The sequence below is a fragment of the Chryseobacterium geocarposphaerae genome (assembly GCF_002797535.1).
GTDB lineage: Bacteria > Bacteroidota > Bacteroidia > Flavobacteriales > Weeksellaceae > Chryseobacterium > Chryseobacterium geocarposphaerae.
On sequence record NZ_PGFD01000002.1, the window covers coordinates 129,734 to 142,751 of the forward strand.

Consider the following 13,018-nt stretch of genomic DNA (forward strand, 5'->3'; position numbering starts at 1 on the left):
TAATTTATTTTTTCAGTTCAGTTACTCCAATCATGACTCCAAAATCACCGTCTTTTTGAATCCATTTTTTGTCCGGATAATAAGTTCTTGATACAAAACCATCGAGATACAAAGCTTTTATACAGCCTAGTTCTTTAAATATAGAAGCAAAATTATAAAAATTAACTTCTTTTTTAGACATAATAAAAACTATATTTCCATCCTTTAAAATCCCTACTCCATTTCTTACATTAACATTTTGGGAGTTTTCCTGAAAAATCGGATTTATTTCTCCGCTAAACAGCAGCATCGGTCCAGATTGAGTCGCGTATTTAATATTTGAATGATACTTAAAAGCTTTCGTCTCAATTAATTCAGCATCATTATTTTTTGTGAGATAAAATACTCCATTGGGATTGAGATAGAAATTACCCTTTCCTGATAATGTGTCGAGTTTATTTAGAATTTTAAAATTTTCAATATAAAGTCCTTTTGGAGAATTGTTCATTTCAAACATTCCGCCATTCATGGCAAATATTAATCTCTTGTTATCGTGTTCTACTTTATTTTTTAGATTCTTAATACTTTTAAGAATGGTTCCGTCATCATCTTTCCAATACAATGAGACATTTTCAAGTTTCGGATTTACTTTAAATATCACAAAATCATCTTCATTTTTCAATTTACCATTACAGGATAATATGGAATAAAAACACAATATCATTAATGAAATTCTCATCTTAATGCATTTTAGTAAAAATCAAAATGTGAGTAGTTTAAAGAACCCGAATCTTCAAAGTTATAAAATCCCTCTCGCTTTTATCTCAAGATACTTATTGATCACATCGATATTTAAGTTTTCAGGAAGTGTATACACTGAATAAATCCCATATTTTCGAAGTTCCTGAATGATTAATTTTTTCTCGAACTCAAATTTCTCTGCTACAATTTCATCATAGATCTCCTGCATATTTTCAGGGTTCTTATGCATCAATGTCTGTATTTCGGAATTTTTAAAGAACACGACAACCAGCAAATGGTTTTTAGCAATTCCACGAAGGTATTTTAACTGCCTGTTCAGTCCGTCCAATGTTTCAAAATTGGTAAACAGTAAGACTAAACTTCTTTGATTGAGAGAAAATTTTACATCCTGGTACAATCTGTTGAAATCGCTTTCAAAGAAATCTGTCTTAACATTGTATAAAGCTTCAGAAATTTTCTTTAATTGTCCGGATTTATTATCTGCAGCTACTCTGTTTTCGGTTTTTTTAGAAAAAGTCATCATTCCTGCCCGGTCTCCTTTTTTCAGAATGATATGAGATAAGGCCATCGTTGCATTGATAGAATAATCCAAAAGGCTTAATCCGTTAAATGGCATTTTCATCGTTCTTCCTTTATCGATCAGCATAAAAATACGTTGTGCTTTTTCATCCTGAAACTGATTCACCATCAATCGATTTGCTTTGGAGGTTGCTTTCCAGTTGATCGTTCTTACATCATCTCCGGGAACATATTCTTTGATCTGCTCAAATTCCATGGTGTGTCCCAGTTTTCGTATTTTTTTGATTCCCCCCAATAAAAATTCGTTTTGAAGTGCCATCAATTCATATTTTCTTAAGTGAATAAATGAAGGATAAGAAGGCAACATGGCATCTTTCTGAAAAGTAAATCTCTTAGCAACCAATCCTAAAGGGGAAGAAACAAAAATATTTAAAGCACCAAAGCTGTACTCCCCTCTTTCTTTAGGTTCTAAAACATATTGAAAAAATGAATTTCTGCCTTCTTCAATACTTTTTTCGATCATGAAATCTCTTTTCTGAAACTGAAAAGGAATCTCATCAATTACTTTTACATGAATCTTAAATCTGTAATTGTTTTTAATATCAACTTTAACCGGATTTTCATCGCCGTTGGATAGTTTCTCTGGTAATATTCTCTGTGATAAAACTCCTTCCTTTCCGTTAAAAACGAGCAAATAATCTACCATCACCGCCAGAAAACTGATCAACAATAAAGCATGCGCAACAATCATCAGAAAAGGAAAGAAAAATGCAAAGACATAGATAATCCCCACTCCGATGAGTGCAAAGAAAAAGCGTGTATTGATGTATAGGTTTTTCATTCTTTTAGGTTGCAGGTCTTAGATTTTAGGTTGCAGTTTTTAAGATTGTTTTAAATTTCTTTCAATGAATTTATAAGTCCGTTCAACATTTTTGAGATTTCTAGAATGTCCTGATTTAATTTTAAATAATTTTCTTCTTTTAAAAAATTAAGATTTTTCGCAATAATTAATTGAGTTTCTACTTCAGCACAACTTCCTCTGGAAATCTTTAAAAACTGAAGGTAATCAGGCTTACTTCTTCTGGAATTTCCTTCCGCAATATTCGACGGAATCGAAACAGAAGCTCTCCTAATTTGAGATTTTAAGCCAAACGTTTCATCTTTTGGAAAAGTTTCAGTTGTCCTATAAATTTCAGTTACAAAATCAATAGATTTTTGCCAAACTAAAAGCTCTTTAAAATTAGCCATTCCTTAACCCATTAATGATTCATTAAGCTATAATCTGCTACCTTTTACCTACTACCTATCTTACCTATCTAGGAATCTCTATTCCTTCTAAAATTTGTCTGATAATTTCATCAGCAGTTAAGCCTTCCATTTCTCTTTCCGGAGAGACAATTACTCTGTGTCTTAATACTGCATAACTTGCTTCTTTGATATCTTCAGGAGTTACGAAATCTCTTCCTCTCAATGCGGCAAAAGCTTTTGAAGCCGTCAGTAATGCCAAACTCGCTCTTGGAGAAGCTCCTAAATATAAAAACTGGTTTTCTCTGGTATTGATGATGATTTTAGCAATATATTCTATCAACTGAGATTCTACGATGATTTCTTTGACCAGCTGTTGATAATTTTTAAGCTGTTGAGCCGTAATGACGCGTTCTACAACATCTGTCTTATCTTCTTTTTTACTTTCATGCTGATTTTTTATGATCGCAATTTCCTGTTCAAGATTCGGATATCTTACATTGATCTTAAAAAGAAAACGGTCCAGCTGAGCTTCAGGAAGTCTGTACGTACCTTCATGTTCAATAGGGTTTTGAGTAGCAACAACTAAAAAAGGTTCATCCATCGTATAACGGGTTCCGTCCATGGTGATCTGCCTTTCTTCCATTACTTCAAAAAGAGCCGACTGCGTTTTCGCCGGTGATCTGTTGATCTCATCAATCAGAACAAAGTTGGAGAAAATTGGGCCTTTTTTAAATTCAAATTCTGAATTTTTCACACTGAAAACAGAGGTTCCCAAAATATCTGAAGGCATCAGATCCGGGGTAAACTGAATTCTGCTGAAATCTACGTCAATGGTTTTTGCCAGTAGTTTTGCCGTAATGGTTTTTGCCACTCCCGGAACACCTTCTATAAGAACATGTCCGTTCGACAAAAGAGCAGCCAAAAGATGCTCTATCATGTCTTCCTGACCGACAATCACTTTAGCGATTTCGGTTTTTACTTTCTCTAAACTTGCACGAAGTTCGATCATGTCTATACGAGACTGAAAATCCCCTTCTTTTTTTTCAAGATCTACAGCAGCCTGATTGTCTAAATTTGGGTTTTCAAAATTATCCATACTATTATGTTTTTCAATCTGATAATATAGCCGTTTAGCAATAAGATTCTTCGCTTTGCGCAGAATGACAACTACATTATCAGATAATTAGATTGTTATATTTTAATGATTTCATCCAACAGCTTATTCATTCTCACAAGATCCTCCTTCATCACACTGGAATAAGGATCCTGCCCTTTTTTGATCAGCTTAATTGCTTCTTCAATCATTTCTATCGATTTCCCTGTTTTTAAATGGAGCTTTTTCGCAAAATCTTCATCCAGATTCTGGGTATCGATTAAAAAGTCAAGCCTCACTTTATTTAAAAAATACTGGGCTTTTTTCGCCATCATATCATGAAAATCCCCTTCCTGAAGATATAAATTACCGATACTTTTTACAAATTCTGCAGATGTATTTTTCAAAGGCTCTATGATTGGGACTACTCTTTGTTTTCTTTTTGCATTAAAGAATATAAATAAGACCAAACCTCCCAAAAATACCCACCAAGCATATTTCAGAGCAGGTTTTGAAAGGATAAATCTCATGAAGAACCGAGACTCTTTTGTATTGCTTTCTACAAACCAAAGCGTATCTCTATCCTGAAGATAAGAAAATACATCCTGAAAATATTTTACATTTCCTTTTTTCAGCAGATAATAATTGGTAAGGAATAATGGTTCACAATGCACATAAAAAGTACCTTTCCCGAATTTTGCTTTAATAAAATTTGCCTGATCTGAGTTATTTTTTTCTACCGTCTTACCCAGAACCTCAACTCCGGGTTTTATATAAGAAAAGCCTCTCCCTGAAGGAAATTTGTCTAAATGAATAAAATCTCCCTGATATTTTTTATCGGTAAGTTTTAAATAATTTTCTTCTTCAAAAGAAATCTGAGAGTCATAATAACCTATACTGTCTGAAATCTGTTTCGGAAGCTGACTTACAATGATCATCGCATCAGAACCTCTGGAAACCTGATCCATAATCTTTTTCCAGGATTCCATGTCGATTTCGCTTTCAACGATGAGAATATTGTGAACCGGTTTGTTTTTATTCTCATTATAGTATTCATAAGCCGAAACATCAACCTTCTTCAGTTTTCCTTTAAAGAGGTCTTTACTTTCATGGTTGAAGACGAATAATCCGAAAGGAGATTTTTCCTCTACATCAAAATTCTTACGCCAATCTGTAACTTCTTTTTTGTTTATTTCAAGCAATGCCAATATCACCATAATAATGATGAATACCAAAGCATATATTTTGAAAGTCTTGTTCATTTCTTCTAAATTAATTACAGTTTGAAAGATTGATACTGCTGCTTGAATCTGGAATAATCTTCTTTATCGATCCCGAATTCGCCATACCACACATAATCGAAGATATAAGACAGTTTTGAAAATTCGTTTTTCAGATTGGGCTCTTTCAGTTCTGTTACGTAATCTTTATTGGTCTTTTCAGGGTTCCAGACGATAATTTTTCTGTCACTTAACTTTTTCAAAATATATAAAAACTGATATCGAATGGCAGAACGGTATTCTCCATTGTTTTCAAATTGGGCAATACTTTCCGGAAAATTGATCTCATGAATGTTTTCATGAAGTTCTTTCTCAGCAATATCCAGCTTCTTATTTTTTCTGCCGAAAATAAAACTGCCGTCTTTCCCCAATAAATATTTAATAATAAAATACAATAGAAAACCTACCAAAACAATGGCAAACAAACGGATTAAAATATCCGTAAATTTTGCAGAACTGCTTAAGCTCGTTTTTCCAAAAATACTTTCTATCAATCTGATGATTTTACGCTGAAGCTTTTCCCAGAAAGACTCTCTGGGTTTTGATACTGAATAATCAAATTCATTTCCTTTATATCTCGACCGGATATTTTCTTTAATTTTCTTTGGATATACTGTATTTTCCGTAATCGGTTTCTTCAACAGTACGGAATCTGCACGATTCATTCCTTTATAATGTTCTTCACTTAAAGAATCCACCACTACATCAACTGCAGTCGGCGGTTTGCTTTCCTGCGCAAAAGAAAAGCCTGCCGTAATAAAAAGAAAAAAAAGAATGAGTTTATTCATTAATTCCGATCGTATCAATTTCTGCCAATTCTACTTTCTGATTAAGATCTGTTCTGCTGTCATAATACATCAATCCTGCATTCACATACAGCATATTTGAAGTAAAAAATGAAACCAGTAACGATATGCCGTAAACTATAAAAAATACCACTCCAAATCCGCCACTAAAAGGATCCTGCTCAAAGTTTCCGTCCGGAGCTGTGGTAGATAAGGTAGCAAAAAATATAACCATCGGAATCGCAGTAAAGATCATCGAAATGATGTATAAGATAAGCGAGATAATAATGGTGCTTCCCCAGTATTTCCAATAAGGAGAGCCTTCTCTTGCATTAGGATATGAAAACTGAGCTCTTATCGAATAGCTCAGACTTTCAAAGAAACCTCTCGATGAATTAAAATAATCATACATTAAAAATGTAACTACATTAAACAACGTAGGTCCTACAAAAAGCATGATAAAAATACCTATAATAAGAAAAACCAACACATAGGAAATTCCCATAAGGATAAAGGATAAAGGAGTAACAATAAAAGTCATCCCTAAACATAAGATGATTATTTTCTTGAAATTACTTTTAAAATCCCCCAAAATATCATCCGTTCTGATCTTATGTTCACCGGTAGCCAATCTTTTCAGATAAAAGACCGGATAAAGATAATTGATAATCATAAGGATCATAAACAGTATAAACGTAATAATTCCGGTCGCAAAAAACATCCCGAAATTATTCTGAAAATAATTTTCGAAGTAATAACTCTGTCCGTTGATATTAGACCCTAAAGCCTGGCCAAAAAGCTCTTTAAAGCCGAAAATAAAAACAACTACCATTAAGATAAGAAGCAGACCGTTCAGTAAAATGTAATTTTTAAAATAATTTTTACCATAAAGCTTAAAGAAAGAAAAACTGTCACTTATAAATGTTCCGAAATCTCTTTTTTTATAAAACTGCATCATGTATGTGTTTATTAATTTTTTTATTTACAATATATGGGTAAACGAAATAATACCCTCCTATAATTGCCAATGATCCAAAAATGATGATGATATTTAAAATCAAGGGCATCTTTAAAGCATGTCTGGTTACATATCCTTCAATAATTCCGGCACATATTGTAAAAGGAACTGTGCTCAGAAATATTTTAAACGAATCTCTGAACCCTATTTTACAGGAATTGAATCTTGAAAGCGTTTTCGGAAACAAAATGGAGGCTCCTAAAATCAGGCCACACATCGCTTCAATCACCATAGAGAAAATTTCAAAGACTCCATGAAGCCAGATCCCTCTCGCACTATCCCGTAAAGCCCCGTATTCTGAAAAGAGATACTGAAAAGAACCCAACATGATACTGTTCGACAATAAGGCAAACAAAGTTCCCACACCGCCAAAAATCCCATACAAATAAAGCTTTGCTCCTACTCCGATATTATTGAAAATAATACCGATAGTACTTCCCCATGTAGAACCACTCTGATAAACTCCTACCGCATTTCCTTTCTTTATATTCTCGATGGTCATGTTGACGTAGTCTTCTCCCAAAATGATATTGGCAAAGTCTTTATCATAAATGGCTGAAACCACTCCCATCGCAGTAAAAAGAATAAAAAAGAGAAAAGCATACAAAAGATATCTTCTGTATTGAAAGACCAAAAGAGGAACTTCTGTTTTGAAGAAATACATGATACGGTTTTCTTCTACTCTTTTCGTTTTGTAAATTTTCTGGTAAATCTGAGAAGAGAGGTGATTTAAATAAACCGTAGTATTACTTTTAGGATAGTAAGTCTGTGCAAAAGAAAGATCATTGATGAGATTAATATACAGCGAAGAAAGGTCGTCAGGATTTTTTTTAATTTTCCCCTGAATAACCTGCTCAATTCCCAACCATTTTTCTTTATTTTGTTTAATGAAATAAACTTCTCTCATAATTGTAAGGCTAAAATAATAAAAAATATGTCTCAAATTGCGATTAATACCTCACAAAATGTCAATATTAATTTTAATGTTGCGAGTGTGGGCGAAAGGATGCTCGCTTTTATCATCGACTTGCTAATAAAAATTGCTTATGTGATTGTTATCTTTTATTTGTTTTTCAATGTCTTGGATTTAGGCTACTTATTGGATGGTCTTGATCAATGGTCTCAAATGGCAATTTATATCGCCATTACTTTTCCTGTATATATTTACCCGTTGGTATTGGAAAGCCTTATGGAAGGACAGACTCCCGGAAAAAGAGCCTTAAAAATAAGAGTGGTAAAAATTGATGGTTACCAGGCAAGTTTTGGAGATTATATGATACGTTGGGTATTCAGAATTATTGATACTTTATTTGTCGGAGTAATTGGCATTATTTCTATGGTTATTTCCAAAAACAATCAGCGTTTAGGGGATATTGCCTCAGGAACGGCAGTTATTTCGCTTAAAAACAGCATCAATATTTCCCACACCATTCTTGAAAATATCCAGGAAGATTATATTCCTTCTTTTCCACAGGTGATTGCTTTAAGTGACAACGATATGAGAATCATCAAAGACAACTATCAAAAAGCATTAAGAATAGACGACAGACACATTATTAATAAACTTTCTGAAAAAATCAAAACCATTCTCAAACTGGAAACAGATCCAAAGATGACCGAAAGACAGTTTATCGGAATTATTATTAAGGATTATAATTATTATACCGGAAAAGATAGTTAGTCAATTCTGAACTTTGCTTCGCAAGTGAACTGTGAAAATTTAATCCAATTTTAAAATTGACAAGCGAAATCCATTAACAATTCACTATTCACCTTCTTTCTTGATCTACATCAAAACATCGTCGGTGTGGTTTTTGTACTTTTACCTATCATTAAAACTTAGATTATGAGATTCGAAAACAATAAATCAGGAAATGGCGGAGTCATTACTTTAAATAATGAGATTAAAGAAATCGGAAGATTAACCTACACTATTTTCCCGGAAGAAAGCAGATTTATCATTTCTTTTGTTCTGGTTCATCCTGAATTTGAAGGTCGTGGAATGGGAAAATTCCTAGTAGAAGAAGCCATTAAATTTGCAAGAGAAAACAACTGGAAAGTTTATCCTCACTGCTCTTATGCAAGATCTGTAATGATGAGAATGAATGATGTGGAAGATATTTTTTTAAAGAACTAAAACCTCGTTCACTAAAATCTCTTCGATATTATCAGGATAATTTACTTTCAGGTGTTGATCGTCATTCACCCATTTTTCTATTTCTTCAAGCTGTAAAACTTTTGAATTAGGAATTCCCATTTTGTCCAGTGCACAAGCATTACACTCCTGTTCATATTGATTATGGATAGGGATAACAAATAGTTTCTTGTCCATAAAAAGAGCTTCGGCCGGACTTTCAAAACCTGCATTGCAAAGAATTCCGTCACAGTTTTCAAAAGATTGTAAATATTGAATTTCATCAATCGGGAAAACCTCAACATTATTTTCTCTGAACTGAAGCTGAGTATATTTGGAAAAAACCTTCCATTCTACAGGAATCTGTTTTAAAACTTTAATAATATTTTCGTCTGAAAAGCTGGGAAGATAGACTAAATAGAACCCTTTCTTATCCGGATTAAGATTTCTTATTTTCCTTCTGATAACAGGCTTTTTAATTTGTGGATGATAGCTTTCAAAATGAAATCCTATTCTTCGGTCGCTTGGAACATAATATTTCAGCACCATTTCTCCAAGAAAATCCTTCTTTTCAGGTTTAGGGGTTTCTTTGAACAACATAGAAGCCTGATGACTGAGTTCAATCATAGGAAGTTTTCTCAGTTTACAAGCCCAACCTGTTAAAGGTTCATAGTCATTGATGATTAAATCATATTGCGACAATTCAATTTCTCTGATCGTTTTGATAGCTTTATAAAAATCATTATCGAAAAACGTTTTTTTATATGACAATCCGCCCGTTTTATCATACAGCAATGAAATACCTTTATGTTGAAAATCAACATCAAAATCAGCCTTTAATTGGGACTGATGTCCGCTGATCAAAGTGTCAACCTGTGTGTATTTTTTTAAGATAGGAACAATCTCCTGTGCTCTTGCTACATGTCCGTTTCCGGTTCCCTGAAAGGCATATAATATTTTCATTGAGAAAAATTGGTTACCAGTTTCAAAAGCTCTTCATTAGGAATATCCTTAATTTCTTCTGTTTCGTCATCTGCAAGCAAATGCTTGTGCTCTTCGTAGTAAAAGATCTTCCATTCATTATCGTTATATTCCAAGGCTGAAAGATTTTCTATCCAGTCTCCGGAGTTAAGATAAGTACAAGATCCTTTTTTAGTCACTACTTCACGTATTTGAGGCTGATGAATATGTCCGCAAACCACATAGTCATAATGATTATCAATAGCCAGTTCAGAAGCCGTTAATTCAAAATCTCCAATATACTTGACTGCTTTTTTTACATTATTTTTAATTTTTTTTGAAAACGAATATTTTTCTTTACCCATTTTCTCTAAAAACCAATTTACGATATTATTGATTACAATCAGCAAATCGTAACCTTTTCCGCCCAGTTTGGCAATCCATTTGGAATGCTGTACCGATGCATCAAAGACATCTCCGTGAAAGATCCAGGTTTTTTTATTATTGATATCTAAGCAGATTTTATTACAGACCTTCAATTTACCCAATTCGAAATCTGTAAACTTCCGGAACATTTCGTCGTGGTTTCCGGTAATATAGAATACTTCTGTATTTTTTGTGGCCAAAGAAAGGATTTTCTTAATGACCTTTAAATGAGGTTTAGGAAAGTAAGACTTTTTGAACTGCCAAATATCAATGATATCTCCATTCAAAACTAAAGTTTTAGGCTGAATGGAATTAAGATATTTTAATAATTCTTTAGCCTTACATCCATAAGTCCCCAAATGAACATCCGAAATGACAACTAACTCAATGTTTCTCTTCATAGATGATTTTATGCAAAGAAACTAATTGAAAATTAACTGTATATAAATGTTATGTTATTTTTTATAGAGAGTTCATTAACTCTTCTGTAATTTCCATGTTGTGATATACGTTTTGTACGTCATCATCATCTTCGAAACGCTCAAGCATTTTCATATTTGCCTTGAACTGCTCTTCGCTTACTTCTTTTGTATTATTTGGAATTCTTTGTAATTCTGCGCTTTTTGCTTCTATTCCCAATTCGTCCAATTTATGAGATAAAGATCCGAAATCTTCAAACGCAGTCGTAATCATTACTTCTTCTTCATCTTTCTCTACATCTTCTGCTCCACCGTCAATCATTTCCATTTCAAAATCGTCCCAATCCATTTTAATTTGAGATAAATCGATTGTGAAAATTCCTTTTCTGTCAAAAATAAATGCTAGTTCACCATTTTTCCCAAGATTTCCGTCAAACTTATTGAAAATAGCTCTTACATTCGCAACTGTTCTCGTCGTATTGTTTGTAGTACATTCTACGAAAAAAGCGACACCACCCTGTCCGTATCCTTCATAAGTAATTTCTTCATAGTTTTCCGCATCTGCACCACTTGCTTTCTTAATGGCTCTTTCTACATTATCTTTTGGCATATTAGCTCCTTTCGCATTCTGAATGCATCTTCTGAGTGCAGGATTCGATTCAGGATCAGCTCCACCAGCTTTAACTGCCAAAGCAATGTCTTTACCTATTTTAGAAAATGTTTTAGCCATTTTATCCCATCTGGCCATTTTAGAAGCTTTTCTATATTCAAACGCTCTTCCCATTTTTATTTTAAATTTTCCACAAAATTAATTAAAAGTCAACGAAAAAAAAATACCCCCAAAAAATTGGAGGTATTTATTATTTAGAAAAATAAATTATTTTTTCTTTTTCTTAGCTGGAGCTTTCTTAACAGCTGGTTTAGCTACAGTGATATCATTTTTCTTGTAAGTTTCCCACTCAGCACCTGAGATTGATCTTACGATAACTTTTCTATCAACTTGTCTTTCCGCATCAGAAGCTTTTGCAGAAACAGTAGCTTCTTGAGATCCGATACCGATAGACTTAAGAGTGTTAGGATTAATTCCTCTAGCCTCTAAAGCAGCAACTACAGCAGCAGCTCTTTGTCTTGATAAGTTCAAGTTATAAGCAGCAGAACCTTTAGCATCTGTCATACCTACTACTAAGAAATTAGTTTCTTCTGCATCTTTAATAATTTGAGCAGCAGTATCTAACTTACCATTAGATTCTGGTCTGATAGTAGCCTTATTGAAGTCGAACAAGATATCTTTTAATGTTTTATTTACTACTTCAATGTCTGGTTTTTTTGGAGGAGGACATCCGTTGAACTCAGGAACACCTGGAACTGTAGGACAAGCATCATCTTTATCTAAGATACCGTCACCATCTGTATCTGGCCAAGGACAACCATTGTTTTCAGCAGGACCTGCTACTGTAGGACAAGCATCATCTTTGTCGATAATACCATCACCATCTGTATCTGGCCAAGGACAACCGTTATTTTCTACCGGACCAGCAACATCAGGACACTGATCGTCTTTGTCTGGAATACCATCACCATCTGTATCAGGACATCCTTGGAATTCTGGTAAACCTGGTGTATCCGGGCAAAGATCATCTTTATCTAGGATACCATCTTTATCTCTATCTCTGTTACCAAATCTAAAGTTCAAAGATGCTGAAGCCTGCCAGAAGTTAGCATAATTTGCTTTATCTCCAGGAGTTGAAACGTAATCTCCCTGAACTCCTAAACCGAAGTTTTTAGTTACCCAGAAATTAACACCTGCACCTGTAGAAACTGTAAAGTGATTAGCTTTACCATTCTCGTTACCATCAGTTGTTGCAACTACTCCATTAGCATCTGTTCTTGGGAAAGTAAGAGAAGTATAGTCATGTCTTAAATAGTTAGCACCTACTCTTAAATATGGATCGAACCAAGATTCTTCATTCCATAAAAGACCTGCTGCTTTAGCCTGGAAACCAAGACCTGTCATCAACATGAATTCTTTACCCATGTTAAATCTTTTGTTCTCAACATTTCCTACAGAAGTCTGCCAGTCGATAACTAAACCTTTACCAATGTTTCTAGCTACGATAAGCTTTGACAATGGTGGAGTAATAGAGAAGTTGTTCATATTGAACATTGTCTTCGTCAAATTATTAGCAGAGAACGTATTACTGAAGTTACCTCTTTGTGCCAAATGGTTCTCCGCGTGAGCACCAACTCCGATCAACCAAGGATTGTTGGTCGTCTGAGCGAACACAGTAGAAGCAACAGTAAGCGCCAATGCTGAAATTCCTAATTTTAGATTTTTCATAGAATTAAATGATTAAATAATTGATAATGCAAAATAAATATAATTTTTCTTTATATA

General features: G+C 33.8%; 14 protein-coding genes. 2 read left to right on the plus strand and 12 right to left on the minus strand.

Annotated elements, in window-relative coordinates:
* Window positions 1-4: 4 nt before the first annotated feature.
* The 8 genes from CLV73_RS12090 to CLV73_RS12125 all read right to left on the minus strand — a co-directional run bounded on the left by CLV73_RS12090 (window position 5) and on the right by CLV73_RS12125 (window position 7,591).
* Complete coding sequence (locus tag CLV73_RS12090) at window positions 5-718, minus strand: phosphodiester glycosidase family protein (RefSeq protein WP_100377156.1); 714 nt, start codon at window positions 716-718, stop codon at window positions 5-7.
* Between the two features lie 60 nt (window positions 719-778).
* A complete protein-coding gene (locus CLV73_RS12095; RefSeq protein ID WP_100377157.1) occupies window positions 779-2,101 on the minus strand; it encodes a DUF58 domain-containing protein in 1,323 nt (440 codons plus the stop codon).
* 50 nt (window positions 2,102-2,151) lie between these two features.
* Window positions 2,152-2,508: a four helix bundle protein gene (locus tag CLV73_RS12100; RefSeq protein WP_100377158.1), complete on the minus strand. Its 357-nt coding sequence runs from the start codon at window positions 2,506-2,508 to the stop codon at window positions 2,152-2,154.
* Between the two features lie 64 nt (window positions 2,509-2,572).
* Window positions 2,573-3,604 carry an AAA family ATPase gene (locus tag CLV73_RS12105; protein ID WP_169925764.1) on the minus strand — a complete coding sequence of 344 codons (1,032 nt, stop codon included), beginning with the start codon at window positions 3,602-3,604 and terminating at the stop codon, window positions 2,573-2,575.
* A gap of 95 nt (window positions 3,605-3,699) precedes the next feature.
* Window positions 3,700-4,863: a hypothetical protein gene (locus CLV73_RS12110; protein ID WP_100377159.1), complete on the minus strand. Its 1,164-nt coding sequence runs from the start codon at window positions 4,861-4,863 to the stop codon at window positions 3,700-3,702.
* Window positions 4,864-4,877: 14 nt separating this feature from the next.
* Window positions 4,878-5,669, minus strand: a complete 792-nt coding sequence (locus CLV73_RS12115) for a DUF4129 domain-containing protein (protein WP_100377160.1) — start codon at window positions 5,667-5,669, stop codon at window positions 4,878-4,880.
* Window positions 5,662-6,624, minus strand: a complete 963-nt coding sequence (locus CLV73_RS12120) for a DUF4013 domain-containing protein (RefSeq protein ID WP_100377161.1) — start codon at window positions 6,622-6,624, stop codon at window positions 5,662-5,664. Before CLV73_RS12120 ends, CLV73_RS12115 begins: the two co-directional genes overlap by 8 nt.
* On the minus strand, window positions 6,608-7,591 hold the full coding sequence (locus CLV73_RS12125; protein ID WP_100377162.1) for a stage II sporulation protein M: 984 nt from the start codon (window positions 7,589-7,591) through the stop codon (window positions 6,608-6,610). Before CLV73_RS12125 ends, CLV73_RS12120 begins: the two co-directional genes overlap by 17 nt.
* A gap of 27 nt (window positions 7,592-7,618) precedes the next feature.
* Here CLV73_RS12125 and CLV73_RS12130 point away from each other — a divergent pair, with 27 nt between their 5' ends.
* Window positions 7,619-8,365 carry an RDD family protein gene (locus tag CLV73_RS12130; protein ID WP_100377163.1) on the plus strand — a complete coding sequence of 249 codons (747 nt, stop codon included), beginning with the start codon at window positions 7,619-7,621 and terminating at the stop codon, window positions 8,363-8,365.
* A gap of 165 nt (window positions 8,366-8,530) precedes the next feature.
* Complete coding sequence (locus CLV73_RS12135) at window positions 8,531-8,821, plus strand: GNAT family N-acetyltransferase (protein ID WP_100377164.1); 291 nt, start codon at window positions 8,531-8,533, stop codon at window positions 8,819-8,821.
* Here CLV73_RS12135 and CLV73_RS12140 read toward each other — a convergent pair.
* The 4 genes from CLV73_RS12140 to CLV73_RS12155 all read right to left on the minus strand — a co-directional run bounded on the left by CLV73_RS12140 (window position 8,810) and on the right by CLV73_RS12155 (window position 12,961).
* Window positions 8,810-9,781: a glycosyltransferase family protein gene (locus CLV73_RS12140; RefSeq protein ID WP_100377165.1), complete on the minus strand. Its 972-nt coding sequence runs from the start codon at window positions 9,779-9,781 to the stop codon at window positions 8,810-8,812. The genes CLV73_RS12135 and CLV73_RS12140 overlap by 12 nt on opposite strands.
* Window positions 9,778-10,605 (minus strand): UDP-2,3-diacylglucosamine diphosphatase, encoded by an 828-nt coding sequence (locus CLV73_RS12145; protein ID WP_100377166.1) that lies wholly within the window; start codon window positions 10,603-10,605, stop codon window positions 9,778-9,780. The genes CLV73_RS12140 and CLV73_RS12145 overlap by 4 nt, the downstream gene beginning before the upstream one ends.
* A 61-nt stretch (window positions 10,606-10,666) precedes the next feature.
* Window positions 10,667-11,407 carry a YebC/PmpR family DNA-binding transcriptional regulator gene (locus CLV73_RS12150; protein ID WP_100377167.1) on the minus strand — a complete coding sequence of 247 codons (741 nt, stop codon included), beginning with the start codon at window positions 11,405-11,407 and terminating at the stop codon, window positions 10,667-10,669.
* A gap of 93 nt (window positions 11,408-11,500) precedes the next feature.
* Window positions 11,501-12,961: an OmpA family protein gene (locus tag CLV73_RS12155; RefSeq protein ID WP_100377168.1), complete on the minus strand. Its 1,461-nt coding sequence runs from the start codon at window positions 12,959-12,961 to the stop codon at window positions 11,501-11,503.
* Between the last annotated feature and the right edge of the window lie 57 nt (window positions 12,962-13,018).

Bases quoted from the DNA above. Each gene is read 5' to 3' on its own strand.
- CLV73_RS12115 (WP_100377160.1), bottom strand. From the start codon at position 5,669: ATGAATAAACTCATTCTTTTTTTTCTTTTTATTACGGCAGGCTTTTCT.
- CLV73_RS12140 (WP_100377165.1), bottom strand. From the start codon at position 9,781: ATGAAAATATTATATGCCTTTCAGGGAACCGGAAACGGACATGTAGCA.
- CLV73_RS12090 (WP_100377156.1), bottom strand. From the start codon at position 718: ATGAGAATTTCATTAATGATATTGTGTTTTTATTCCATATTATCCTGT.
- CLV73_RS12135 (WP_100377164.1), top strand. From the start codon at position 8,531: ATGAGATTCGAAAACAATAAATCAGGAAATGGCGGAGTCATTACTTTA.
- CLV73_RS12145 (WP_100377166.1), bottom strand. From the start codon at position 10,605: ATGAAGAGAAACATTGAGTTAGTTGTCATTTCGGATGTTCATTTGGGG.
- CLV73_RS12105 (WP_169925764.1), bottom strand. From the start codon at position 3,604: ATGGATAATTTTGAAAACCCAAATTTAGACAATCAGGCTGCTGTAGAT.
- CLV73_RS12120 (WP_100377161.1), bottom strand. From the start codon at position 6,624: ATGATGCAGTTTTATAAAAAAAGAGATTTCGGAACATTTATAAGTGAC.
- CLV73_RS12100 (WP_100377158.1), bottom strand. From the start codon at position 2,508: ATGGCTAATTTTAAAGAGCTTTTAGTTTGGCAAAAATCTATTGATTTT.
- CLV73_RS12125 (WP_100377162.1), bottom strand. From the start codon at position 7,591: ATGAGAGAAGTTTATTTCATTAAACAAAATAAAGAAAAATGGTTGGGA.
- CLV73_RS12155 (WP_100377168.1), bottom strand. From the start codon at position 12,961: ATGAAAAATCTAAAATTAGGAATTTCAGCATTGGCGCTTACTGTTGCT.
- CLV73_RS12130 (WP_100377163.1), top strand. From the start codon at position 7,619: ATGTCTCAAATTGCGATTAATACCTCACAAAATGTCAATATTAATTTT.
- CLV73_RS12095 (WP_100377157.1), bottom strand. From the start codon at position 2,101: ATGAAAAACCTATACATCAATACACGCTTTTTCTTTGCACTCATCGGA.
- CLV73_RS12110 (WP_100377159.1), bottom strand. From the start codon at position 4,863: ATGAACAAGACTTTCAAAATATATGCTTTGGTATTCATCATTATTATG.
- CLV73_RS12150 (WP_100377167.1), bottom strand. From the start codon at position 11,407: ATGGGAAGAGCGTTTGAATATAGAAAAGCTTCTAAAATGGCCAGATGG.